18 protein-coding genes and 1 pseudogene are annotated in these 25,475 nt (G+C 45.8%); 7 read left to right on the top strand and 12 right to left on the bottom strand.

Annotated features, from left to right (window positions below; genetic code table 11):
• Positions 1 to 131 precede the first annotated feature (131 nt).
• On the top strand, positions 132 to 2,978 hold the full coding sequence (locus HRU42_RS00265) for a TonB-dependent siderophore receptor (protein WP_295027902.1): 2,847 nt from the start codon (positions 132 to 134) through the stop codon (positions 2,976 to 2,978).
• Positions 2,979 to 3,451: 473 nt separating this feature from the next.
• Here HRU42_RS00265 and HRU42_RS00260 read toward each other — a convergent pair.
• Positions 3,452 to 3,727 (bottom strand): annotated as a pseudogene (locus HRU42_RS00260) (hypothetical protein); the annotation flags it as partial.
• Positions 3,728 to 4,110: 383 nt separating this feature from the next.
• The gene (locus HRU42_RS00255; protein ID WP_295028053.1) at positions 4,111 to 4,698 is read right to left on the bottom strand and encodes an arylesterase; all 588 of its coding nucleotides are present in this window, start codon (positions 4,696 to 4,698) and stop codon (positions 4,111 to 4,113) included.
• 31 nt (positions 4,699 to 4,729) lie between these two features.
• Here HRU42_RS00255 and HRU42_RS00250 point away from each other — a divergent pair, with 31 nt between their 5' ends.
• Genes HRU42_RS00250 through HRU42_RS00240 form a run of 3 tightly spaced genes read left to right on the top strand, consistent with a single transcriptional unit; the run spans position 4,730 to position 8,210 of the window.
• Positions 4,730 to 5,482 carry an ABC transporter ATP-binding protein gene (locus tag HRU42_RS00250; protein WP_295027901.1) on the top strand — a complete coding sequence of 251 codons (753 nt, stop codon included), beginning with the start codon at positions 4,730 to 4,732 and terminating at the stop codon, positions 5,480 to 5,482.
• Complete coding sequence (locus HRU42_RS00245) at positions 5,482 to 7,935, top strand: FtsX-like permease family protein (protein ID WP_295027898.1); 2,454 nt, start codon at positions 5,482 to 5,484, stop codon at positions 7,933 to 7,935. Before HRU42_RS00250 ends, HRU42_RS00245 begins: the two co-directional genes overlap by 1 nt.
• Positions 7,884 to 8,210 (top strand): hypothetical protein, encoded by a 327-nt coding sequence (locus tag HRU42_RS00240; protein WP_295028063.1) that lies wholly within the window; start codon positions 7,884 to 7,886, stop codon positions 8,208 to 8,210. The genes HRU42_RS00245 and HRU42_RS00240 overlap by 52 nt, the downstream gene beginning before the upstream one ends.
• Before the next feature lie 57 nt (positions 8,211 to 8,267).
• Here HRU42_RS00240 and HRU42_RS00235 read toward each other — a convergent pair whose 3' ends face one another.
• Positions 8,268 to 9,182 carry a TIGR01777 family oxidoreductase gene (locus HRU42_RS00235; protein ID WP_295027896.1) on the bottom strand — a complete coding sequence of 305 codons (915 nt, stop codon included), beginning with the start codon at positions 9,180 to 9,182 and terminating at the stop codon, positions 8,268 to 8,270.
• A 321-nt stretch (positions 9,183 to 9,503) separates the two neighbouring features.
• Entirely contained in the window at positions 9,504 to 9,875 is a 372-nt protein-coding gene (folX, locus tag HRU42_RS00230; RefSeq protein WP_295027894.1) for a dihydroneopterin triphosphate 2'-epimerase, read from the bottom strand.
• Between the two features lie 96 nt (positions 9,876 to 9,971).
• Between folX and HRU42_RS00225 the strand changes: the two genes are divergently transcribed.
• Positions 9,972 to 11,051, top strand: coding sequence for an AI-2E family transporter (locus tag HRU42_RS00225; RefSeq protein WP_295027892.1), 1,080 nt, complete (start codon positions 9,972 to 9,974; stop codon positions 11,049 to 11,051).
• Between the two features lie 81 nt (positions 11,052 to 11,132).
• On the top strand, positions 11,133 to 12,047 hold the full coding sequence (locus HRU42_RS00220; protein ID WP_295027890.1) for a class I SAM-dependent methyltransferase: 915 nt from the start codon (positions 11,133 to 11,135) through the stop codon (positions 12,045 to 12,047).
• A gap of 97 nt (positions 12,048 to 12,144) precedes the next feature.
• Here HRU42_RS00220 and HRU42_RS00215 read toward each other — a convergent pair whose 3' ends face one another.
• From HRU42_RS00215 to ackA, 4 genes are all read right to left on the bottom strand, one after another.
• On the bottom strand, positions 12,145 to 12,369 hold the full coding sequence (locus tag HRU42_RS00215) for a hypothetical protein (RefSeq protein ID WP_295027888.1): 225 nt from the start codon (positions 12,367 to 12,369) through the stop codon (positions 12,145 to 12,147).
• Positions 12,370 to 12,925: 556 nt separating this feature from the next.
• On the bottom strand, positions 12,926 to 13,348 hold the full coding sequence (locus HRU42_RS00210; RefSeq protein ID WP_295027886.1) for a hypothetical protein: 423 nt from the start codon (positions 13,346 to 13,348) through the stop codon (positions 12,926 to 12,928).
• A 362-nt stretch (positions 13,349 to 13,710) separates the two neighbouring features.
• The gene (gene pta, locus HRU42_RS00205) at positions 13,711 to 15,858 is read right to left on the bottom strand and encodes a phosphate acetyltransferase (RefSeq protein WP_295027884.1); all 2,148 of its coding nucleotides are present in this window, start codon (positions 15,856 to 15,858) and stop codon (positions 13,711 to 13,713) included.
• Between the two features lie 110 nt (positions 15,859 to 15,968).
• Entirely contained in the window at positions 15,969 to 17,165 is a 1,197-nt protein-coding gene (gene ackA, locus HRU42_RS00200; RefSeq protein ID WP_295027882.1) for an acetate kinase, read from the bottom strand.
• A gap of 192 nt (positions 17,166 to 17,357) precedes the next feature.
• Between ackA and yfbV the strand changes: the two genes are divergently transcribed.
• Positions 17,358 to 17,801 (top strand): terminus macrodomain insulation protein YfbV, encoded by a 444-nt coding sequence (yfbV, locus tag HRU42_RS00195; protein WP_295027880.1) that lies wholly within the window; start codon positions 17,358 to 17,360, stop codon positions 17,799 to 17,801.
• A 38-nt stretch (positions 17,802 to 17,839) separates the two neighbouring features.
• Here the strand turns inward: yfbV and pflA are convergent, their stop codons facing one another.
• From pflA to HRU42_RS00175, 4 genes are all read right to left on the bottom strand, one after another.
• Positions 17,840 to 18,580, bottom strand: a complete 741-nt coding sequence (gene pflA, locus HRU42_RS00190) for a pyruvate formate lyase 1-activating protein (protein WP_295027878.1) — start codon at positions 18,578 to 18,580, stop codon at positions 17,840 to 17,842.
• Positions 18,581 to 18,677: 97 nt separating this feature from the next.
• Entirely contained in the window at positions 18,678 to 20,960 is a 2,283-nt protein-coding gene (pflB, locus tag HRU42_RS00185; RefSeq protein ID WP_295027876.1) for a formate C-acetyltransferase, read from the bottom strand.
• 122 nt (positions 20,961 to 21,082) lie between these two features.
• On the bottom strand, positions 21,083 to 21,499 hold the full coding sequence (locus HRU42_RS00180) for a formate/nitrite transporter family protein (protein WP_295027875.1): 417 nt from the start codon (positions 21,497 to 21,499) through the stop codon (positions 21,083 to 21,085).
• 654 nt (positions 21,500 to 22,153) lie between these two features.
• Positions 22,154 to 25,036, bottom strand: coding sequence for a TonB-dependent receptor (locus HRU42_RS00175; RefSeq protein WP_295027873.1), 2,883 nt, complete (start codon positions 25,034 to 25,036; stop codon positions 22,154 to 22,156).
• Positions 25,037 to 25,475 lie beyond the last annotated feature (439 nt).

Genomic DNA, 25,475 nt, shown 5'->3' with positions numbered 1-25,475 from the left:
TTAACTGTCTATTTACAGCCTCGCAATATTCAAAACAATAAAACAATAAAATAATAAAACAATAATCATTATCACACCGGCAGTGTTAATCGTTCAGTGATTAATTAATGTCTAGTGATAAGGGAGAATATATGAACTCAATGACCTTAACAGCCAAAGCAGTCCGCGTTGGCTTATTAGCCGCAGCAACAACAAGTGTTGCATTTTCTGGTTTAGCGTTTGCTGCAGAGCAAAATGATGGTGCAAAAGTAGAACGAATCACTGTTACTGGCTCGCGTATTAAGCGTGCAGATATGGAAACATCTAGTCCTGTCACTATTATTGATGCTTCAGCAATCATGGCATCAGGTGCAACGTCAATAGATGGTGTGCTACAGAAAATGACTGCTTCAGGCGGTGCTATGACGAATGCTGCCGTAAACAACGGTTCAGGTGGTAATTCGCGAGTCAATTTACGCGGTTTAGGCTCAAACCGTACCTTAGTATTGGTTAACGGCCGTCGCATGATAGCCTCTGGTACTGGTGCCGCAGCATCGGTGGATTTGAACACTATTCCAGTGTCTATGATCCAGCGGATCGAAGTACTGAAAGACGGCGCTTCCGCTGTTTACGGTACCGATGCCATTGCCGGTGTGGTAAACATTATCCTGAAACGTGATTTCGACGGCTTCGAAATGAACGTTCAAACGGGTATGTCTGGTCAAGGTGATGCCGACGAAACCAGTATCGACTTCACCATAGGCAATACCTTCGATAAAGGCAATATCGTTATCAACGCGCAGTATACTAAGCGCGGAGAAGCCAGCCAGGCTGATCGCAGTTTTTCAGAATGTCCGATCACTGAAACCTCCGATGGCAGTGATATCTATTGTGGTGGTAGTTCATATTCTCAAGGTGGCCATATCTGGGGGGATTCACAGCATCTGATGACAAAAAGTGGTGTCGATGCAGATGGTAACTCAATCGTTGCTAATGGGGATTCAGGCTATTATGGTAAGTATGTTCAACGATTAAATGATGATGGTAGTGTGTGGTTAGATGCCAAAGGCGAGAGTAACGATGCTTACTACCGCAGCTGGAGTGCAGTCACTGATACAGCTTCAGTTTATTTTGATTCAGGTGTTGATTCATCCTTTGGTGAAAGAAGCGTTCCAGATCTGAGTGGACGAGGTGGTGAATACCATGATTTCACTAACGAAGATAAATACAACTATTCCAAAGACAGTTATCTTTCTACACCAATGGAGCGTTTGAATCTCTCTTTTTCGGGCACATATGAGCTGTCAGATTCAATCATGTTCTTCTCTGAAGCAATGTACTCTAAGCGTTGGTCTAGCCAGCAGATGGCTCCACAGCCTATTTGGAACAGCACTGCCTGGGCGTATGATTCATCTTGGATGACTGACGAGCTGAAAGGGCTAGTGCAAGAAGGTGAAAAATTAGATTACGGTCGCCGCGTGGTTGAGTCCGGCACTCGTGATTTTGCACAAGTCGTGGACACTGTACGCCTCGTTGTTGGCCTTGAAGGTGAATTCGACAATGGTTGGACATGGGACGCATCATACAATAAGGGTAAGAACGATTCTGTCGATACGCTCGCTAACTTGCATAACCTTGGCTCAATCGATGATGCCGTATTAGCCAAAGACTTCGATCCATTCCTACAGTCATCTTGGGAAGGTGCGAGTATTGCGCCTTATATTTATACTGAAATTAACAGTGGTGGGAGTGAGTTAGACATAGCTGCCGCAACGCTTTCTGGTGAGATATTTGAGCTACCTGCAGGTATCGTTGGTTTTGCCGCTGGGTATGAATACCGTAAAGAATCTGCACATTACACACCGGACTCGTTGACTTCACAAGGCCTGGCAAATGACCCTCGTGTTGAATCGACATCAGGTTCATTTGACGTCAATGAAGTCTATGCTGAATTGGCTATCCCATTGCTGAGCGACTTACCACTTGCACAGCAAGTTGATTTGAGCGCTGCAATTCGTTACTTCGATTACAGTACATTTGGTTCTGATAATACTTGGAAGCTGGGGTTAACTTGGCGCATGACGGATGATCTAATGGTTCGTAGTGGCATGTCCACAGCGTTCCGAGCACCGACTGTAAACGAGCTATTCGGTGGAAAGTCACCGTCATTTGATCAAATCAAACATGCGGCGACGGATCAGACTCAAGCTCAGGTGACAGTGGGTGGTAACCCTAACTTAACGCCTGAAGAAGCAGATATCACCACGCTTGGTTTAGTCTATTCGCCAAGCTTTGTTGAAGGTCTATCTTTCACTGTCGATTACTTTGATATACAAATAAGCAATACGATAACTGCGGTTGATTCAAACTACATTGCTAACCAGTGTTTGGATGCAAATGGTATTAAGATCAATACAGAGACAGCTCTATGTCAATCTTCCAATATCGAAATAGACGGTACTGGACGTATCTCGTTTGATAATGGTCTACAAAACATTGGCCAAACCAATACCGCGGGTTACGACATCAACGTCGCCTATGCGTTTGAAGGTTTTGGTTTAGACTGGAAAGCGGGGCTAGATACATCCATCTTAGATAAGTATGAAGAATTTGACCAAGATGGTGTAGCTGTTGATTACCGTGGCTATATTACTGGTGGCGCAGGTGCATACGCTAAGCTGAAGACTAACTTCAACTTAAGTGCAGCGGGTGATAACTGGAGTGCAACATACGAAGTTCGTTATATCGATGGAATGGATTCATTTGCATGTAAAGATGCACCTTCTGAGTGTTATGCGCCGAGCGTAGACAGTATTTTTTATCACGACCTATCAGCAACTTATGATGTGAATAATACAGTCCGTTTGTCTGGCGGTGTCAATAACATCTTTGATGAAGAGCCTCCATATTACTCAGGTAATAATGACTCAAACACTGATCCATACACGTATGATGTACTTGGGCGTTACTTCTTTGTAAGAGCGAGTGTTAGATTTTAATTTTCCATATCTTGATTAAGAGCGACAAATTACGTAAACCTTAGCTCTGATTAACTTAGTGTGAAAATAAACATCTGATTATCATATTGATGAGTGAATAATCCGAGTTCTGCCAAGTTCTCGGATTTTTTATGAGTGTGTTTCAAGCATGTAATACCATAAATGGAGTATCTATTTTGTTAGACTCGCTGTCTCTATCGTTCATTGAATCGGGACAATATTGTAAAACTAAATCTTACTATCTTAGTGAAACCCTCAAAAATACCTTTTCAACAGACGTGAATTCTTATACAAAATAGCTCAAGACAATAAGAAAGTAGGTGCTGGATGAAACAGGCTCACAATTATAAGCCGAACATGATGGTGGGAGATCAGTCCTACCCAGCTTACCAATTACGTAATTTACTGGCTTATCTCCGTCAGCATTATGGTGAAGAGGTGGTTGAGTTATTGTGCTCTCAAATCGGTGCAGTTGGCACGATATCGTAACCGAGCTCTCCACCGCCATAGGCGACAGGAGATTTACAGGTGCCGTGACCGTCAGCGTAGGGTCGCCAATATTCCAGTGTGAGGCCTGTGTTGGATGCATTGCCTTCTGGACGATGACAATGGGCACAGTTTACATCCAGATACCCCTTAGCCGTGTCCATCAGCTGCTCATCGCTTAATGATGCTAAGCCTATCTCATCGCCATCTGAATAAGCCGGCACAGTATCGATAGTCGTCACATCGGGGACACCTTGGAGTATTATTCCTTGCTTAGATTGCACTGACGTACCATATATACAATGTGAAATCCGGCCAACAAGTTAATATCAAGCTGTCATCATTGGCTTGGCGTTAAAATGTTAAACAAGTGTTTAATATTTTGTCTATATAAAACAGAATGAAACGGGCTGAGTTAAACGCAGGAGTGGGGTTGGATTAAATTTGTTGTTTTTACGCTAGCTTGTATTGATTTGTAACAACCTACTTGCGAGCAAGATAAGCGGAATAAATTAGTTGGGTGGTATGACCCCATTTTTAGGGGTACCAGCTGATTGGGGCCTCTGTAGCTGTGATTTTTCGGGTCGTTAAATCTAATCTAGGATCTAGTGATAGCACTAAGCACAATAAAGGCCGCTATGGTGCATCACTCTAAGATTTGTGTTACCCAAGGCTGTACGAAGCCGGCAATCTGCATCTGCGCCTGAGCATTGGGGTGAATGCCGTCTCTTTGCATCAATTCGGGATAGATGGCGATATCTTTCATGAAGAAGGGCATCAGGGTTATTTCATGCTCCTTGGCTAACTCGTTATAGACATCGGCAAACATCTGCGCATATCTGGGGCCATAGTTTGGCGGTACCATGACCTCACTCAAGAGCACTTTTGCATGGGTTTGTTTGGATAAGATGATTATTTTTGTAAGATTTTCTTTCAGTTGTTGGGGAGTAAAGCCGCGTAATCCGTCATTGCCTCCCAATTCAATTAAGACCAGCTTAGGCTTACCGGATTCAAGCAGGGCGGGGAGTCTACGCAATCCTCCAGCTGAGGTTTCACCACTCACTGAGCCGTTTATTATCTCATGTTGCGGTAGTTTGGCTCTCAACAAATTGACCCAACCTTTATCTTCATCGATACCATAGCTTGCACTTAAGCTATCTCCCAGGATTAATATAGGGGCGGCTAATGCTTGAGTGCTAACGAGCAGACAGGTTAAAGTTAACAGAGTCAGCAAGCGTCTAAGTAAGATGGAATAGAAGGGTTTTATGTCAGATATCAGTGCTATCACAGTTAAAAATCTCGTTAAGTCAGTGGCTACCCAAGAGGGAGAGCTTACTATCCTCAACGGCATCAATATGGATGTCAAGCATGGAGAAAGTATCGCAATACTTGGGCCATCAGGATCTGGGAAGTCGACCTTGCTCGGCTTACTTGCGGCGTTAGACTCTCCAACTTCCGGTGAGATCATCTTAGATGGCATTGCCATACAGCATTTAGATGAAGAGAAGAAGGCGGCAATGCGCAAGCAGAAAGTCAGCTTTATTTTTCAGTCATTCATGTTGGTCGATACACTCAATGCCCTGGAAAATGTCATGTTGCCCGCCGAATTGGCTGGAATACCTAAGGCAAAAGAGAAGGCTAAGTCCATGTTGGACAGAGTCGGGCTGAGTCATAGACTGAATCATTTTCCCAATCAGCTCTCCGGTGGTGAGCAGCAACGCGTCGCCATCGCCAGAGCATTTATCTGTGAGCCCAAGGTGTTATTTGCCGATGAGCCCACGGGAAACCTGGATGCGGCCAATAGCAAGAAGGTGGCGGACATGTTGTTTGAGCTTAACCGCGAGTGCGAGACGACACTGGTGTTAGTGACTCACGATCTGGTGTTGGCTAAACGGTGTGAGCGTCAGTTGTTGATGGACTCGGGTGAACTCACAGAGGCTAGGAATAATATGTCAGATGCCACCAAACCTGCGGTAGCTGTAACAGATAGTCAGCCGGCTAAGGCGGAGGCGAGTTAATGGAGATGACTCTGGCGTGGCGTTTATTTAAACGTGAGCTCTTACAGGGGCAACTCGTGCTCATCGTGTTGGCTATCACTCTGGCTGTGTTATCTGTGACTGGATTAGCGCGAGTCAGTGAGCGATTACAGCTAGCCATCAATGGCCAAGCAGCAAAATTTATCGCTGCCGATAGGATCATCAACTCACCGACTAAGATTGATGAGTCGATCCTCAATAAAGCCGATGAGATTGGATTGGATCGAGTCTCCAGCTTACAGTTTAATTCTATGGTATTTGCGGAAGATAAATTTCAATTAGTCACGGTCCGCGCCGTTGAACAGGGCTACCCTCTCAAGGGCAAGATAGAGCTTAATTCGGATAGCCGTGTATCCTTACCTGGCTCGGGAGAAATTTGGTTTGAAACCCGTTTGGGGGGCTTATTGGGTTACCCCAGTTCCTTAGAATTAGGTCATGCTCAGTTTACCTTGAGTGAGGAGATAGCACGCTTACCCGACGCCGGATTTAACCCCTTTGCCTCCTCTCCCGTGGTCTTGATGCGTATGGCGGATGTGGCCGGAACTGGTGTGATCCAGCCTGGCAGTCGAGTGACCTATCTGGCGCAATTTACGGGTAATGAGACGCAACTTAAACGGTTCGAAGCCTATGTTAAACCGCTGCTTAATAACAGTCAGCGCTGGATAGATGTGCAAACGGGTGACTCACCGATCGCCGATGCAGTTAAACGGGCGGAACGTTTCCTCTTGTTAGCCAGTCTGTTGGGTATTGCGCTGGCCTGTGCGGCAATCGGCATCGCCGCACAGAGATATTGCCAGCGCCATTATGATGTCGTCGCCATGCTGAAGACATTCGGCGCTTCGGGTAAACAGATCCGCACTTTATTTGGCATGCACCTGCTGTTAGTGACCTTGCTCGGGGTCGTGCTTGGCTTGATCGGTGGTTTTGTTTTAGATATGGTAATCACCTTCTTGTTACCGCCTGAAATCGCCGCCTATTCACCGCCTTTATACAGACCAATATTACTGGGGCTCGCTACCGGGTTTATCAGCGCTTTTATGTTCTCAGCCTACCCCTTGTTGCGGTTATTATCGATTCCACCGCTACGGGTGTTGCAGCGTCAGTTAGAGGGGCTACAACTGGGAATGTGGCTGCACTTATTATTGAGTCTGACAGCCATGGCGCTCTTGGGTTACCTCTACTCAGGCAGTCTGGTATTGACCCTGACGGTTGTCGCCGGTGTGCTCTTGCTGGGCTTACTATTGAGCGTGCTAGGCTTTTTCATGATCCGTATGGGTCATAGTGTGGGCATGAAAACCACTAACCCACTGCAGTTAGCCCTGGCGGGTCTGAGACGTAGGGCGAAACAAAATGCCATACAGCTGGTCGGGTTCAGTAGCGCCCTAGTGTTATTGTTGACCATTTTCGCCTTGAGGCAAGACTTACTCAATGAATGGCAGAAGCAGCTGCCCGAAAATGCGCCCAATTACTTCTTAGTCAATATCGCTCCCGATGAGGTCAGCCCTTTAAAGCGCTATCTGACTGCCAATACGGTTAAAACCACAGATATTTACCCTGTGGTCAGAGGTCGCTTAACGGCAGTGAACGGCGAGACATTCCTCACATCTGATCAGGTAGAGGCTGGCGTCGAGGGCAGGCAAGGCATCTCACGTGAGCTCAATCTCACCTGGCGAGACAGTGTACCGCCCAATAACGAAATATTAGCAGGGGAATTTAATGTTAACTCTGACGAGGTGTCGGTTGAGTCTGGGATTGCGGAGCGCTTGGATCTTAAGCTAGGCGACAGCCTGACCTATATCATCGATAACCAGACCTTAATCGTCAAGGTTGGCAGTATTCGCGCCGTGCATTGGGAGACCATGCAGCCTAATTTTTTCATGATCTTCACCAAAGAATCACTGGGGGCATTTTCCTATACCTCGATGGCGAGCTTCTATCTCGATGATAATAAGTCCCAGGTTATTCTGGATATCATCAAGCAATTCCCTACGGTATCCATCATAGATGTGGGCACCATGATCAAGCAATTAAGGCAGATAATCGATCAGGTTTCCCTGTCCCTCACCTTGGTATTAGTGCTGGTGGTGTTGGCTAGCAGCCTGGTCATGATAGCGCAAACCGAGGCGGGCATGGCGAGCAGGCAAAGAGAGCTGGCGGTGTTACGCACCTTCGGGGCTTCGGGCTGGTTATTGAGGATGGCAACCGGACTCGAATTTGCCTTGCTGGGTACCATAGCCGGTTTGCTGGCGGTGATTGTCGCCGAGTTTATTCTGTACTTGCTCAAGACTCAGGTGTTCGAATTGAATGTCTATATGCACTGGCCTTGGTGGGGGCTAGCACCCTTGTGTGGTGCGGTCACAGTCGCACTCTTGGGTGTGTGGCGTTGCCGACAGTTGCTAAAAAAGTCTTGCAGCGACTTGCTCAAAGCGGGCTAGCGTTGACATTAAAAATGAAGGTGAAGCCGCAAGGCTTCGCCTTTTTTTTTGATTTATGGGACACACAGGTGGGGCGATATTATCGTTATTGGACCCAGAAGAACCAGTACGGACCAAAACCGATTGCGGTGGTGTGTGATGGCAGCAGGTCGCTCACTGTGGGAGAAGATGGACGAACTCAGGCGACGTACTGGCTCTATACCTATCTTGCAGGCAGTATTTCGGCTTGGCTTGCCAATACGGTCAACCCCTGCGGGCTGTACGATATCTTATAGAGCCCAAGATCTGAGTTGGCAATCGTCTCGTTTCTTTGCTTGCGGCATTGTTGGCTATTAATCTATCAGTGCAGCAAATGCCTGTGCTAATTCTGGGTAGGTAAACGTAAATCCAGCAGCCTCTGCTCTGGTGGGAAGTACGTACTGACCTTGGGTTAACAAGTCTGACATCTCTCCGAGCAGCAGCTTTAAAATAATAGTGGGCATTGGTATGAATGCCGGGCGAGAGAGTGCTTGTCCTAGCAGTTTAGAAAACGTGCTATTACTGACGGGACGAGGCGCGGTGGCATTGAAAATCCCCTGACATTTTTTCTGGTTCAATAAAAACACGATTAAATTAATGTGATCGTCTTGATGGATCCAACTCATCCCTTGCTGGCCTGTTCCTATGGGGCCCCCGAGACCTAATTTAAACGGTAACAGCATTTTGGCCAGTGCACCGCCTGATAAACCTAATACCAGTCCAGTGCGAATGATGCAGACTCTGGTGTTGTCAGACTGAACCGATAGCGCAAGCTCCTCCCAGTGAGAGCATACTCTCAAGGGGAAGTCATTGGTGGCTCTTTCATCGACAGAGGTTAACAGATATGACTCATCGATGGGCTGAGTGCCTTGTTGGCCATAGATGCCTATTGCAGAAGCACTGATCAATACCTGAGGCGGATTATCACTGGCTTTAATTAACTCGGCAATACGTGAAGTCATCTGCCATCGACTCTGACAAATCAATTGTTTTTGTTTTTCTGACCAACGTTTATTGGCAATTGGCTCACCCGCAAGATTAATCACAGCGTCAAATTCATTAAAATTTGCCAGTGAGGTCAAGTTCCCCAAGTATTGATGTTCAGCACCAAGCTGGTGGTGAGCCGCGGCGGGAGAGCGGGTTAAAATCGTCAGTTTATTTTCATGACTCAAGACTCTGACAAGCTGGTGGCCAATGAATCCTGTCGCACCTGTGAGCAATATTTTCATGGTTCAGATTTTCTAAGAATGAGACTAGTCATAGATTCAATTGTAGCAGAGCTTTACCGTACAAGACCTTTATATTTATGGTGTTTTAGGCTCATAACCGAGCTGAAATTGATTTTTTTGTTAATAGCATGGGCAAATGTTTAGGGCTAGTTTTGCTAAACTCGGGCCTGATTCAACCAGGGGCAGAATAATCGCGGTAAACTCTGACGTGGCAATATGTGGTGGCGGAAACCAGAACCTGAGATATCAGGTTCTAGTTTATAAAATCACTCAAACTGGTTCAAATGTTTATGGGGTAAACGCTGAGTCACTTGGCTATGACTAGGTGTTATTTTTGCTGTAGCAAAGGGAGAGAGACACGGAATCTGCGAAACGAAGTGCGTGAGGCTTGTCTATTTCGACACTTGCAAACTCGACCCAAGCGTGGTCGCTGGCGATGTTGAGCACCTGACTCGTCAGGTTTTCTAATAAATTAAATCGATTGTGTTCAACTAATTCAATGATTTTTTTCGTGATTGTGCGATAATTCAACGCATCGTCCATATTGTCACTGTTACGGGCTTCAGCGGCGCTGTAATGGATTTCAGCATTGATTAAGATATCTTGTTTGTTTTGAATTTCGTCATCCTTGATGCCGATAAATGTCCTTAGGCGTAGATTTTTGATGCGGATGATGGCAATTTCTGGTCTCATACTAGTCATAGCTCCATGCTGAAGTTAGTTTTGTTACAAATTACAAGTTATTAAGCCTATCAATCTATTAGTTAATCATGAAGGAATTATATCCATATGCCAAGAGTTGATACCCAATCTGTTGCGTATAAAGGGTTTGCGATCATGGCATTCACCGTCGTGATCTTAGCCGGAATTAAGGCGGCAAGCCCGATTGTGGTGCCATTTGTACTTTCGGCATTTATTGCGGTGATCTGTAATCCGGTCATTGGTGCAATGACACGGTGTAAAGTGCCCAGATCTTTAGCTGTGCTCTTCTTGATGGTGTTTATTGTCATGATGGGCCTGTGGTTAGCACAAATTGTCGGCAGCTCAATCAATGAGTTTTCTAGTCAGTTACCTCACTATCGTGATCAGCTGGTGGAACAATTTGGTTGGGCAACGGAAAAATTACAACATTTCAATATCATCATCTCCAAAGAGCAGATATTGGCCTATTTCGATCCCAGTATTGCGCTCTCCATGACCACCAATATGTTAACCGGTGTGGGTGGCGTGATGGCTAATCTATTTTTGATCATTCTCACCGTGGTATTTATGCTGTTTGAGTCCCAGACCATGCCTAAGAAACTGCATTTTGCTCTGGATGATCCTGAGATGAGATTGCAGCAGATTGATAAATTTTTGAATTCGGTCAATCAATATATGGTGATAAAGACCCTAGTGAGTCTGGCGACCGGTGTGATTGTTGGCATAGGCCTGACGATTATCGGGGTAGATTATGCGCTGTTATGGGCGGTCATCGCCTTCCTGTTTAATTATATTCCCAACATAGGTTCAATGATCGCCGCCATTCCTTCGGTGTTATTGGCCTTTATTCAACTCGGCCCTGGAGCTGCTGGGGCAACGGCTCTGCTCTATTTAGGCACCAATATGGTCATGGGGAACCTAATAGAGCCTAGATATATGGGCAAAGGCTTAGGTCTTTCTACCTTGGTGGTTTTCCTGTCATTAATCTTCTGGGGCTGGTTATTAGGTTCTGTGGGCATGTTATTATCGGTACCCTTAACCATGATTGTCAAAATCGCCCTCGAATCGAGTAAGGGAGGGAGCTGGTTAGCGATATTGCTGGCCGATGATGTTGATGATGTTAGGCCGGACGATAATGACGGAGAGGACATGCCTAAGACCGTTTAAGCGAGACTCGTGTATTAACAAGGCCACTTAATATGTGGCTTTGTTGTTTTTATAGAGAAATAAATATTTCAAGTGAGATAAATGCAGTTATTTTTTGATGAGTTGAACAAGATGACTCTGGGGGAGGAGGTTAATCGCCTTTTTCATGGTCGTGGTGGCCTATATCCGGCAGCTGAGCATATCTGTTTGGATTGGTACCCGCCCGTACTCCTGTTAACCAGTTTTAAGCCTCTGGAGCCCGATGCCTTAGATGAGTCGGTAGAATTGATTAAACAGAGGTGGCAAGCCCTTAAGGGAAATGAAGCGCTAAACCTTGTTTATCAGACCCGCAGCGGCGGACGCACCCAAACCGATTTGATAGAGGGAAGTGTCCCAGATAGGCATACGGTCTTGGAGAACGGCGCTCAATACCATGTTCATCTACTGAAAGGGCAGAATCATGGCCTGTTTCTCGATATGAAGAATGGCCGTCAATGGGTGAGGGAACATGCTCAAGGTAAGAAGGTACTCAACCTTTTTTCATATACCTGCGCATTTTCAGTGGCCGCACTGCAAGGTGGCTGTGACAGCGTGGTTAATATCGACATGAGCAAGGGGGCGCTGTCGATTGGTAAACAGAATCATCTCGTCAATGGATTCACTGCTGGTGCTCGTTTTTTCGGCCATGATATCTTCAAGTCTTGGGGCAAGTTAACCAAACTTGGTCCCTATGAGATGATTATCGCCGATCCGCCAAGTAACCAAAAAGGCAGCTTCGTGGCGACAAAAGATTACTCCAGACTGCTGAAGCGTCTGCCAGAGCTGCTGACCGAAGACGGTGAGGTGTTGTTGTGTCTCAATGCGCCTGAGTTGACTATTGATTTCCTGGTGCAGCAAGTTGCAGAGTTTAGCCCTTCACTAGAATTTGTTGAACAACTGGCTAATCCAAGTGTTTTCGCGGATATCAGCAAGGACAAGGCGCTCAAGGTGCTCAAATATAGACGTAAAAACAGCTAAACTGGTGTTTTATAGGCAAGGAGTCAAGTACCAGTTCGAATGTAGAACTGGTATCTTGATAGCAGATAGTGTCGAGTTAGCCCGTCTTGCTAAAGAATCAATAACTCAGTTTTTCATGGATCGTCGATTGACCATGGGACTCGATAATATGCTCTACTTTTGTTTTATCTATATATTTCAAGGCTGATATCTCAGAGAAGAGTCTGTCCTGTACATCAATTGGCATGTTCATCATGTCCATAAACATGAATATGTTGAGCGTGTCACCTTGACCAAATAGGTCCACCAGTCTTCCAGCTTCAAATTCAACAAGCGCATTCATTATTTAGCCCTCCAAAAAACTCAATAGCGTTCCCGTAAATATTAATAGGTATCCTTAATTGATAGCAGTTCGAGGGCTGAAGCCTAGATTGTTTTGCAGCAAAAAAATCACACTTAGGCCTTAAACGCATAAAAGGTGAAAGTCTTTCATGTTTTGCAACGAGATCTGGCTGTTTTTAGCGAGTTTGCTGATGTTTGAGGCTTTCGAGTGAAACGAAACTGAAAGCTTTGTGTAATTACGTATCGATGCCTGATATAATTAGTCCAAGAAGTAAGTAGAACATCTGCCACTTCCTATCTTGGCAAAATGTTATCGAAGTAATGACATGCCTCAGACCTTACAAACTGGATTCGGAGTTGTTATGGAAGTTCAAGAATACGAAAGCGCATACTACCAAGTACAAGACGAAGTGATGGAGTCTTTACCCGTAGAGAAGGATGAAGATGCGTTTTTGGATTAGGGAACAATCCTCAATTCGAGAGTAAATCTAGCATCTGCTGGAATAAAAATAGCAAGCTAAGCTTGCTATTTTTTTGTCTGCTTTTTCGTTCTACTTTTAGTTTAGATTGCCTTTCTCGGGTAAGACTTCGACAATGACCCAGCTCGAGGCTATCTTGTGCAGTCGAATTGTCCTATCGTCTATCCAGGCCTCTCCCCCTTTGAGTCCCTGCATCTTTACGATAACAGTAACGTCGTCGGTGAACTTTCTGAAGAAGTCGATATCTATCTCTTCGATCTCCATGGTGACCTCTGTCATGGAGAGGTTGAGGACGTGCCTCTGTACAGCCGAAGCAATGTAGTAATGGTCGAGTACCTCTTTCATAGGCTCATTGACAAATTGCTTGGCCTGGTCGACGTCTCGTTCGACATAGATGGCGTGAAAGAAGCCGAGAGAAACCTGTTCGGGTGTTCGGGTCGGCGCGCTATCAGGACTGCAGCCAGCAAGAAAGAGGAGACTAAGTAGGGCGATAATTTTCATAGAGGTTATTTGTTTATGGCTCGAGTAAGGTTTGAGCCAGTATCGCTATTCTATTGCTGCAAGGCAAGGCTGATGAATTTTAAATCTTGACAGGTAAACGTTAATCAGTCATATCTGAATGAATAAGGTTTGCTGGTTATCCACAGAATCTGTGGACAAGTGTGTTGAAGACTCGATGCATAACTTTTAAGTTCATGTTTAATATGGGCTTAAACTGCTGGTTAAAAAATGACGCATTCTTGTTTCGAATGATTTATCGACATCTGCTGCAGCGACTTATCCCCAGATCTAAAAAAACCTCTCTAGCTTGTGGCTAGAGAGGTTTTTTGTTTTATAGGTTAACCGACAGCGACAGGTTTGATTTAAGCCTGCTCACCTTGTGATGCTTGAATCGCCGTCAAGGCTATGGTGTAGACGATGTCGTCTACCAGAGCGCCACGAGACAGGTCATTGACCGGCTTGCGCATTCCCTGAAGCATGGGACCTATGCTGATTAGATCGGCACTTCTCTGTACCGCCTTGTAGGTGGTATTACCCGTATTGAGATCTGGGAATATAAATACCGTTGCCTTACCGGCGACAGGGCTGTTAGGTGCCTTAGACTGGGCAACATTTGGCATTACCGCGGCATCGTATTGCAGTGGTCCGTCTATGATAAGGTCAGGACGCTTCTCTTTGGCGATTCGAGTCGCTTCACGTACCTTATCCACATCTGAACCTGTGCCTGAGCTGCCGGTAGAATAGCTGATCATGGCCACTCTAGGCTCGATGCCGAATGCGGCGGCCGATTCGGCAGACTGGATGGCGATATCGGCAAGTTGCTCGGCAGTGGGATCCGGGTTGATGGCACAATCGCCGTAGACTAATACCTGATCCGGCATCAGCATGAAGAAGATTGACGAGACCAGACTCGCGCCTGGTGCTGTCTTAATCAGCTGTAAAGGAGGGCGTATGGTATTGGCTGTGGTATGAACTGCACCAGAGACGATACCGTCAACTTCGTTTTGAGCGACCATCATGGTACCCAGCACCATGTTGTCTTCCAGTTGCTCACGAGCAACGACTTCGGTGAGTCCCTTGTGACGACGCAGATCCAACATAGGCTCCACGTAACGCTCACGGACAGTTTCCGGCTCGATTATCTCGACACCTTCGCTTAAGGTCACTCCTTGTTGGTTTGCGATGCGTTCGATCTCTTCTTTGTTACCAAGCAAGATACACTTAGCGATGCCTCGCTCGGCACAGATACTGGCCGCCTCGATAGTGCGAGGCTCATTACCTTCGGGTAAGACGACGGTGCGGCGGGCCGCTCTCGCCAGCTCGGTAAGCTTATACCTGAAGGCCGGTGGTGAAAGGCGATGCTCACGAGGTGAGTATTTGGTGGCTGATTCTATCCAATGTTGATCGATATGGCTGGCGACGAACTCCTGCACCTCTTCGATACGCACGGCATCATCCACAGGGACTTCGTGATCGAAGCGCTGGATGTTAAGCGATGTCTGCCAGGTATTGGTATCGATAAGAAATATCGGTAGTCCGGTTTCCAAGGCTTGCTCACATAGGGCCATGATCGCCGGCTCTGGCTCATAACTGCCTGTGAGCAGCAGGGCACCGATCTTGATACCATTCATCGAGGCTAGACAAGCGGCGACGATGACATCTGAGCGATCGCCTGAGGTGACCAGTAGCGAGTCAGTCTTGATGTGGGTGACCATGTTGGGAATGCTGCGGGCACAGAAGGTCACTTTACGCAGTCGGCGGGTGTGCATATCACCGGCATTGATGATCTTAGCCCTAAGGTGCTTGGCAAGATCAGAGGCGCGAGGCGCAACCAGATCCAGATTATAGGGCACGCTGCCTAATATGCGCAGTGAGCTCTTACCCGGTAGTTGGAACATGTTTGCCGCATAGGGTCGCTGGATATCCTGATTCTCGAAGACCTCTGAAAGGTCTGGACGCGTGCGACCTTCCTCATCGACCGGGGCACCAATCTTATTGATGATGGCACCTATGATACGCTTGTTCTTCTTGCCGCCCCATGAGTTATGGGCTATTTCTAAACGGTTCATCAAGGCCGTAGCTGTCTCATTACCCGGTGTGGCCACAAAGATTACATCGGCATCCAGCGCCTTGGCGATGGCATAGTTGACGTCGCCGGAAAATGGATGATTATGGGTCTGTACCAGGCCTTCGAGTACCAAGGTTTCGGTCTCATCGGTATCTTCACTGACGCGAGCGATGATCTGCTCCATCAAGACATCGGTTTTATCGCCGCGAACTAGGTTTTCCGCATGTTCCATCTCGAACGGTTCGAGTGGGTTAACCGTTGGAGACTTGCATAGGATGGTGGTCGAACGTTCTGGACCCGCATCTTGTGGGCGCTGTTGGGCGATAGGTTTGAAGAAGCGAACCTTAACACCGTGGTGCTCGAAGGCGCGAACCAGGCCTAAACTGATAGAGGTGAGGCCTACGCCTGTACCTATGGGGATTAACATAATATTGCGAGACATAACAACCTCTTGGTGACGCTTAAATGGCATGTTCTCTAATGAGTCATGCCGAACTATTTAGCATATTCTATGACAGGCTCGGGCAATAACCGCTCCCAGCCTGTATTCATTTACTTCAGCAGACTCATGGCATCTTCTGCGATGACCCACTCTTCATTAGTCGGGATAACCAATGCGATAGGGCCCTTGTCTGTGGTGATTTGACCTTGGCGACCGAAACGTGCCGCTTTATTGCGCTCATCATCAAGCTCGAAGTTAAAAATTTCTAACAAATTAAGTACCTTAGCTCGGATGAGATCTGAGTTCTCGCCTATGCCGCCGGTGAATACTAAGGCGTCCAAGCGACCTAGAGGCACAGTGTATGAGGCGATATATTTAGCTAAGCGGTAGCAGAAAATATTCAATGCCAAGGTGGCACCTTTATGACCTTGTTCATATGCTTCTTCTATGCCGCGACAATCGTTGGTCAGTTCAGAGATCCCCAGCAAACCGCTCTGCTTGTTCATCAGGTTGTTAACTTCATCTAAGGTGTAACCTAGACGGCTGACAAGATGATGTATGATGGATGGATCGATATCGCCACAACGTGTCCCCATGACTAAGCCTTCCAGAGGCGTTAGTCCCATGGATGTATCGACACTCTTTCCACCTTTGATGGCAGTGACCGAGGCGCCGTTGCCTAAGTGAGCACAGATGACATTGGTCTCTTCGATATTTTTACCTAGAGCCTTTGCCGCTTCACGACTGACGAACAGGTGGCTGGTGCCGTGCATACCATAACGACGTATGCTGTTTTCACGATATAGCTTATAGGGAAGGGCATAGATAAAGGCTTTTTCCGGCATGCTTTGGTGGAAAGCGGTATCGAACACGGCAACCTGAGGCAGGCTCGGGAAGGCGGCTTGGGCGGCGCGAATACCGATAAGATGAGCCGGGTTATGCAGTGGAGCGAGTGCGGCGCAGTCTTCGATGCCTTGGACTACAGATTCGTCTATGATGACTGAATGAGTGAATTTCTCACCGCCATGAACCACACGATGACCGATAGCCAAGATTTGTGCGGCAATTTGTGGGTGAGCGCCTAAGATATTAGCGACGATATATTCTACCGCTTCACTGTGAGCGGTGAATGCACCTAGGCTGGCTGTGTGCTTATCACCATTGACTTTCCACTTGATACGAGAGTCTTCTAGTCCAAAACATTCAGCCAGACCTGAGATCTGGTCATCGCCCGTAGAGGCGTCGATAACCGCAAATTTCAATGACGAGCTACCGCAATTCAGTACCAATACCAGTTTGTTTGACATGTTTAAACCTTTTGTAATGCTGTGATTATTTATCACTGAACAATATGACTTCATTAGCAATAATAGCCGAAGTCGTTAGACGTGCTCCGATGTCGGAGCCAGGAGCTGCTTATTTAGCTATCGCAAGGCCTTGGGGCTCTATTGCTGCATGTGCTATTGTAAAAGCAGTATCCATATAAATAGGTGTTTTAGTTGAGCATTAAAGTTATCAAAACTCTGGGCGATGGTCGTCGATATATGAAGACTTGGCCTATGGTCAGACAACTTAGTTTTTTCTTTCCCGAATATCGGGTCATCAGGGCGACTCAACTCGCGTTGACCTTGATGCCAGTGCTCGCCCTCTTGGCTGCGATGAGTCAAGTCTATATCCATGGTTGGGGCTTCTTGCCCCAGGCCATCACAATTGCCCTGTTTTTTCTTAGCTTGCCTGTTCAAGGTCTGCTTTGGCTTGGCTGGCGTGCTCGCCATCCCTTGCCTCTGTCTTTGCTCGATTGGTGCGATCAACTGACCGCTAAACTTTCGAGTATGGGAGTCATACATAGCCCCCTTGGCCCGAGAGCCTGTTATCTCGATATGGCGCTGTTATTAAAGGCGGCATTCGAGCGATTAGATGATACTTATTGGCAAGAGCTTTAGTTTTATCACAAATATTGAGGCGAGTATCATACATTCTGCTAGTAGATGGCCTCGATCCCTGCGTCAACAAAGACCTGCTTAATCAGTTCCATGGTTTCACTCGACGGTGGTGAGATATTATCGAGTTGATATGTCTCTCCCATGGCTTCCCACTTATGTTTTCCCAGCTCGTGATAGGGCAGCAGCTCAACTTTTTCGATATTCGTCATGGGTTTGAGGAAGTCCGCCAGGCCTTGTGCCGCTCCAATATCATCGGTAAAACCACCGACAACCACATAACGTATCCAGGTTTTTTGTTGTCTTTTATTCAGGTACTGGGCAAAGGCCAAGGTGCGGTGATTGCTGACCTGTGTCAGGTCTATGTGTCTTTGACAGTCTATATGTTTTATATCGAGCAGCACCAGATCGGTATTGTCTAGCAGCTCATCTATGATAGGCGTGTATTTGCGTACAAAGCCATTGGTATCCAGGCAAGTGTGAATGCCTTCTTGTTGACATTCTGCGAATAGAGCCGAGACAAATTCGGCCTGCAATATGGCTTCGCCGCCACTGGCGGTCACACCGCCGCCGCTCGCTTCGAGGAAGGGGCGATAGCTGATAATTTGTTCCATGAGCTGTTTCACTTCGACTTCTTCGCCACCGTGAAGATCCCAGGTATCGCGGTTGTGACAGTATTGGCAGCGCATCAGGCAACCTTGCATAAAAGCGATAAACCTTATGCCTGGTCCGTCTACGGTACCGAAGGATTCCAGTGAGTGGATTCGACCTTTTACTGTCATTATTTCTCCTTATTTGACTCAGTCAGACTGTAGATTATTGGGCTACAGCCTGACTCTATTGAGGTTGACTAGGACTCATCTATAGCAGATAAGTTCATTACATTCCTTTAGTAAAGGTACGTGTGATAACGTCTTGTTGTTGCTCTGGTGTCAAGGCATTGAAGCGAACTGCATAACCTGAAACTCGGATAGTTAGCTGAGGATACTTGTCTGGGTTGACGATGGCATCTTCGAGCATCTCACGATTCATCACGTTGATGTTCAGATGTTGACCACCTTCACGTGACTCGTTATGAGAGAAGTAGCCGTCCATGAGGGCTGCCAGGTTAGTGCGTCGGCCATTTTCATCTTTACCTAGTGCATTTGGCACGATAGAGAAGGTATATGAGATACCATCTTGGGCATGGGCAAATGGCAGTTTAGCCACAGAAGTCAGCGAGGCAACGGCGCCTTTCTCATCACGACCATGCATAGGGTTAGCACCCGGCGCGAATGGTGCGCCTGCTGGGCGTCCGTCCGGTGTGGTACCTGTCTTCTTACCATAAACCACGTTAGAGGTGATGGTGAGGATAGACTGAGTCGGTATGGCGTTGCGGTACATTTTCATATGACGAATCTTCGCCATGAAACGTTCGACCAGATCACTGGCTAAGTCATCGACACGAGCGTCGTTGTTACCAAACTTTGGATAATCACCCTGGATGTCGAAGTCGATGGCGATACCATTTTCGTCGCGGATAGGCTTAACTTGGGCGTACTTGATAGCAGACAATGAATCGGCGGCGATAGATAAACCTGCGATACCACATGCCATGGTACGGCGAACATCCCGGTCATGAAGTGCCATCAGGGCGGCTTCATAAGAGTATTTGTCATGCATGAAGTGGATAGCATTGAGAGCAGTCACATATTGAGTGGCTAGCCAGTCCATCATCTTATCCAAACGGCCCATGACATCATCAAACGCTAACACTTCAGATGTGATGGCATCGAATTTCGGTCCCACTTGGGTCTTGAGCTTCTCATCGACACCACCGTTGATGGCGTACAGCATGGTCTTGGCTAAGTTAGCACGAGCACCGAAGAACTGCATATGTTTACCGATAACCATAGGGCTCACACAACAGGCGATGGCGTAGTCATCAGACTGGAAGTCAGGACGCATCAGATCATCATTCTCGTACTGGATTGAGCTAGTGTCGATAGAGACCTTGGCACAGTACTTCTTAAAGTCTAATGGCAGCTTATCAGACCATAACACTGTGATGTTTGGCTCAGGACTCGCGCCCATGTTGTACAGAGTATGTAAGAAACGAAAACTGGATTTTGTGACCAGAGTACGACCATCCAGCCCCATGCCGCCGATAGACTCAGTTGCCCAGATAGGGTCGCCAGAGAATAGCTCATCGTATTCAGGAGTACGCAGGAAACGAACCATACGTAGCTTCATCACGAAGTGATCCACCATCTCCTGAGCTTGCTGCTCGGTCAAGGTACCGTTTTTAAGGTCACGTTCGATGAAGATATCGAGGAAGCTTGACGTACGGCCAAGAGACATGGCTGCACCGTTCTGGCTCTTAACTGCGGCTAGATAACCAAAGTAAGTCCACTGAATGGCTTCTTTAGCATTGCTTGCAGGCTTAGAGATGTCGAAACCATAGTGGGCCGCCATTTGCTTCATCTGACCCAATGCCTTGTGCTGCTCGGCAATTTCTTCACGAAGCTGCATGGTTGCACTTAAGTCTTCACCGGTTTCGAAACGCGCTTGCAAGGAACCGAATTGGGCAAACTTGTCGGCCATCAAATAATCGATGCCGTAAAGGGCGATACGACGGTAATCGCCGATAATACGGCCGCGGCCATAGGCGTCGGGTAAACCAGTCAGTATGCCTGATTTACGACAAGCCATGATTTCCGGGGTGTAGATATCGAACACGCCCTGGTTATGCGTCTTACGCAGTTCTGAATAGACGTATTTGATCTCAGGGTTAAGTACACGGTCATATGCCTTGCAAGAACCTTCTACCATACGAATGCCGCCGTTTGGCAACATGGCACGCTTTAGCGGTGCTTCAGTCTGCAGGCCAACAATGGTTTCCAGTGATTGCTCGATATAGCCGGCTTCATGGGAAGTGATGGTCGATACCTTGTCGGTATCGAAATCCACAGGGGCATGAGTCTGGTTTTCTTGCTTGATCCCAACCATCACCTTGTCCCAAAGCTTGGTGGTCGCTTCAGTCGCATCGGCTAGAAATGACTCATTGCCTTCATAAGGGGTGTAGTTCGCCTGGATAAAGTCACGAACATTGACTTGGTTTTTCCAATCGCCGGCGATGAATCCTTCCCATGCGTTGGCAAATTGTTCCGTTTTTTCGGTCATAGCGCAAATACCTTCTATTAAGAATTAAACTTGATTATCTTTCTGTGCCTTCGCTATAGCGGGGCGGCGATAAACAAACCAATAAGTGAGTCCTACGAAAATAGCGCCGCCCACTATATTACCTAATGCTTAGCGGCGATCATGAGACCGACCAAGAGCATGGCACCGATAAAATTGCCGAGATAAACCAGTCCCCAGTTACGCATTAACGCTTTAGTGGTGATGCGCTTGCTGGCGCGGGCAGTAATGGTCAATACGGTAGAGGTAAATAGCTCGCCTCCCAAGACGACCACTAACATCAGACCTAGGCTAAAACAGAGGCCGCCGATAAGCTTATTCAGTCCGTAGGGCAGGGCGCTGCCTCCGGCCGTCACAACGACATAGAAGACGAAGGCTAGACCGATAAATACGCCGGCTGTCATCGCCAGGATCAGGGTAGACACAGAGTCTCGATTGACCTTAATGACGGCAGCATCCTCCACTTTCAGTGCGGTGGCATCTGGAGTATTAGCATCAAATGGACTCGGACTATTGTTCATGTTTCGCCTTGCAATTGCCAAATACTGGTTATTAACACCAATATTTACTTGATTTTTAGTGAATTAAACCGCTAAGCAGTCAATGAGTTGCCGATAAAGTCAGTATAAAAAATATGTAATTAAATTTCGTGTTCTCGGTCAAATTAGCGGCTTAAACCCAAAAAGGTTGTAATTTATTTACAGGGTTTTGCCAGTTCCAATGCTCGCTATTTAGCTGAAATCTTTGTGGGTCATTATCGGCGACCACTGACCTAAGAGTAAATTGGTAAGACCAATTTACCATCTGGATGATAACACAATCTAAAAATGACAACACTCCTTGTCGGCGCTACTGGCTTGGATAATCGAAATTTTGCGAGCGAGGTAACAATTGTCTTGGCTAAGCCTCATTATCGGGAACTTTCGGCACGTAAATTGCCTCTACTTTACACCAGGATCTGGGAGCTTAAACATATAAATTGTTTTCGGGGGGGTATGTGGCAAAAGAATTTAAATCATGCAGTGACTTGAGTGTTAATCATGTTGGCGCTATGTTTTATTGCTAGTTAAGGGGGAATAGGTGCACACGACTTGGGGGTAGTTAACTCCCATTATGAGTAGATAGTGAATATAAAAACGGCATCAAATGATGCCGTTTTTATGTTTTACTTGGGTTTAGAATTTGAAGCTTGCAGTTGTATGGAAGAAGCGTCCAACATTGTCGTAAGCTGCAGAGCCTCGTCCTGTGCCTATCGTTCCATATGGTAAATCTTTATCAAAGAGGTTGTCTATGCCAAACTTTAAACTTATACCAGATTCGAAATCATAAGCGACAGCAATATCACTAATAAAATAATCGTCATAGCTTAAGTTGCTGTTTGGATTGGCATTAAGTTCTAGCTCTTTATCTGTGTATAAGTTTACTCCTTCAACGAAGCGGGTTCTCCAGTTTGCACTCCAACCATCAATTGAATAATTTAAGGTCCAGTTAGCTTGCCATTCAGCGTATCCTAAAGTACCTGCTAATTCTTCAAACGAATCAGGCTCATCTTGGAAAGAATAATCTTTGCGTGATAATAAGCGAGTGGCGATTAGATTTGTTCTAAAATCACCATCGAAAGCTTCGAAGTTGTATCCAATGTCAAAGTCAATACCAGCAGTTTCCAATGCTGCAATATTAAGATCAAACTGCTTAATAAGAGTTATTTCATGTGAGGTCGCATCACGTGTAATGAGATCACAATATTCATTGTCTACACCAGATGTGGAATCTAGGCATCGATCAATAATATTTTGTGAACTAACGGAATCGATTGCATTATCAATCACAATATTCCAATAATCGGTTGTGATTGAAAAGCCTTCAATAAAATCGGGTTGATAAACCAATCCAATAGTGTAGCTTGTTGACTCTTCGGCTTTAAGTTCTCTATTACCGCCACTCAAACCTTCCAGGGTTTTCGAGTCATAATCAGGGTTGAAATCTGCTGGTATACCCAGTGCAGCACAATTAGCTTGACGTATTTCTGGATTCGCGAGTTCGTCAAGGTACTTGGTACGACAAGAATCCTCAACATTGAAAAATGTTTGGCTAGGGGCGCCGAAAAGTTCGGATATATTAGGTGCTCGAATTGCTTCAGAATACGTAGTTCGCATACGAAGTTCATCGGTGACTTCCCAACTTAATCCAGCTTTCCAAGTCGTGGCATTTCCGATAGTACTGTAATCAGCTAAACGAACGGCTAATTCCATATCAAGTTGGCGAATCATGGGTAAATCTGATAGTAGAGGAATATTCATTTCAGCGAACACTTCTTTTACATCGAATTCGCCTTTATCTTCACCTAATACATTGAAAAAAGTGCCTTCAGCATTCTCAGGTTCGAAAATTTGACTCTGTTCTTTACGGTATTCAATACCTGTAGAAAATCCTACGTAGCCAGCGGGCAATTCAAACAATCCTGAATTAGTGACAGAGCCTCCAAAAACAGTTTGTTTGATGACAGAGGTTCCTGTGGAAACCGTATTTATGTAATTAATTGCGTCTTGACTTGGCTTGCCAAATCCAAAAATATCTACTGGAACACAGCCTTCTGCTCTTGCATCTTTGTCACGACATACAGCCACGCCATTTTCTATAACTGAATCTAAAGAGTGTTCATAATTAGCGTAAACTAGGTTATTCTTGTTTACACGTTTGAGATCAGTTTGACCATAAATGGCGTAAACATCATAATCCCAATCTTCAAAAGCTATGCCTTCTAGTCCTAATACATAACGTTGAGTTTCACGAGTATCATCTTCCATTCTTTGACCTAAATCGGTCATGAAACGACGAATGTTTATGGAGCTTAACGGGGCTGGGTTACCCTCATCATCTTTGTTCGCTTTCATTAAAGCGATAAGCTCTGGATTTATAAAAGCGTTATCAATGCTTATGTCGTTGCGCTCGTTACCGAAGAAAAAAGCTGGTTGACCTTCATCTGTTGATTGGCTGTTGACATATTTCGCTTCAAAATATGTATTCATGTTGTCATTGATTTGATAATTTGTTTTTAGATTAATGTTGTAACGTTTAAACTCTGGCTGTAATTGATTAAATTGGTTCAAGTTAGTCACGTCACAATCGGCACACCTAATGCCATCAATATTTGTTCCGCTATAAACATCACGAATAGAACCATCAGGATTGAATGTTTTCCAACCGTCTAAATCAAATGTACCTGCATTACTGATAGTGTAGTGACCAGCATTCGGTGTTAAAATTCTATCAGGATCAGAGGGGTCGTTTGAATCGATAAATTTTCCGTCTGGACCAATAGGTCGAGCAGTATTTTTCAAGCTACTGAATGGAACTGATGTTTGATCGCGATCAAATGCTCTTAGTTGATTTTGAGCACTATATTCTACAGCAACTGCGATATTACCTCGATCTTGATCGAAGTTAGTACCGTAAGATAGTGCGAAACGGTCTTTGGCATGTGGACTATCGGCAGCCCAGCCTTTTGTGGCTGAAACATCAAGACCTTCTATGTCTTTTTTTAATATAAAGTTAACAACTCCAGTTACAGCATCGGCCCCATATATAGCTGATGCGCCACCAGTAATGACTTCAACTCTGTCAACCCAAACACTAGGTATTGCGTTAATATCTACCGAAGAAGTACCTGCAGAACTCGATACGTGGCGTTTCCCATCCACTAACACGAGCGTTCTATCTGTTCCCATATTTCTTAAATCTAATAGATTTAAGCCTGATGTCCCAATAAACCGACCTGAATTAGCTAAAGAATATGTGTTGCCTAAAGCAGGTAATTGGTTCAATGCCTCACCGATATTGGTAACACCAGTGGAGAGTAGTTCCTCACCAGTAATAACCGTTACGGGTGTCGGTGCTAATGCCCCTTCTCTTACGATACGAGACCCTGTCACTGCAATTCTTTCTACTTTGTCATCATCACTGGCAGCGAATACGGCTGGCGCAGTTAATGCGGCCGTTGCAGCACCACTGATTAATGCGAAACGTATGGCTTTAGCCATTTTTGAGTTTGGCAACATCTTGTCTCCCTGACACTTATTATGTGTTTAATAATTTGGTTTTTAATTTTTATATAGCAACGCATGTAACCAGTCATAGGCTTGTTAATGTTATTAAGCTAATACTGACTTATGTTGCTAGAAGGAGGATATAAGCACGTAGTGATAACATCTGCAATAGTATGTCAGGCGGAGAAATTAAAGCGCTTTATTACCTTGAAGCAACCATCTCGCATCTTGTTGGTAACATTGTGGTTTGTTATAAACATGTTAATCAATGGCTTACGACGGTGTTGTGAGCGGGATGTTAACTTTTGGGCGTTTTATGTTCTACTTCTATTTGTTCGAATATCTGTATAAATGTTTCCTGATGTCAGTGTTGCAACATTTATATAACTAATTAATCATGAATAAACCGTTCAACCGAAACAAAAGTAACCACTTTGTGATCCGCGTCACC

The sequence above is a fragment of the Shewanella sp. genome, assembly GCF_013214165.1.
In the GTDB taxonomy this organism is placed as follows: Bacteria; Pseudomonadota; Gammaproteobacteria; order Enterobacterales; family Shewanellaceae; genus Shewanella.
This window is presented reverse-complemented; position numbering and strand designations above follow the sequence as displayed.

Bases quoted from the DNA above. Each gene is read 5' to 3' on its own strand.
- HRU42_RS00265 (WP_295027902.1), top strand. From the start codon at position 132: ATGAACTCAATGACCTTAACAGCCAAAGCAGTCCGCGTTGGCTTATTA.
- HRU42_RS00250 (WP_295027901.1), top strand. From the start codon at position 4,730: ATGTCAGATATCAGTGCTATCACAGTTAAAAATCTCGTTAAGTCAGTG.
- HRU42_RS00245 (WP_295027898.1), top strand. From the start codon at position 5,482: ATGGAGATGACTCTGGCGTGGCGTTTATTTAAACGTGAGCTCTTACAG.
- HRU42_RS00235 (WP_295027896.1), bottom strand. From the start codon at position 9,182: ATGAAAATATTGCTCACAGGTGCGACAGGATTCATTGGCCACCAGCTT.
- folX (WP_295027894.1), bottom strand. From the start codon at position 9,875: ATGAGACCAGAAATTGCCATCATCCGCATCAAAAATCTACGCCTAAGG.
- HRU42_RS00225 (WP_295027892.1), top strand. From the start codon at position 9,972: ATGCCAAGAGTTGATACCCAATCTGTTGCGTATAAAGGGTTTGCGATC.
- HRU42_RS00220 (WP_295027890.1), top strand. From the start codon at position 11,133: ATGCAGTTATTTTTTGATGAGTTGAACAAGATGACTCTGGGGGAGGAG.
- HRU42_RS00215 (WP_295027888.1), bottom strand. From the start codon at position 12,369: ATGAATGCGCTTGTTGAATTTGAAGCTGGAAGACTGGTGGACCTATTT.
- HRU42_RS00210 (WP_295027886.1), bottom strand. From the start codon at position 13,348: ATGAAAATTATCGCCCTACTTAGTCTCCTCTTTCTTGCTGGCTGCAGT.
- pta (WP_295027884.1), bottom strand. From the start codon at position 15,858: ATGTCTCGCAATATTATGTTAATCCCCATAGGTACAGGCGTAGGCCTC.
- ackA (WP_295027882.1), bottom strand. From the start codon at position 17,165: ATGTCAAACAAACTGGTATTGGTACTGAATTGCGGTAGCTCGTCATTG.
- pflA (WP_295027878.1), bottom strand. From the start codon at position 18,580: ATGACAGTAAAAGGTCGAATCCACTCACTGGAATCCTTCGGTACCGTA.
- pflB (WP_295027876.1), bottom strand. From the start codon at position 20,960: ATGACCGAAAAAACGGAACAATTTGCCAACGCATGGGAAGGATTCATC.
- HRU42_RS00180 (WP_295027875.1), bottom strand. From the start codon at position 21,499: ATGAACAATAGTCCGAGTCCATTTGATGCTAATACTCCAGATGCCACC.
- HRU42_RS00175 (WP_295027873.1), bottom strand. From the start codon at position 25,036: ATGTTGCCAAACTCAAAAATGGCTAAAGCCATACGTTTCGCATTAATC.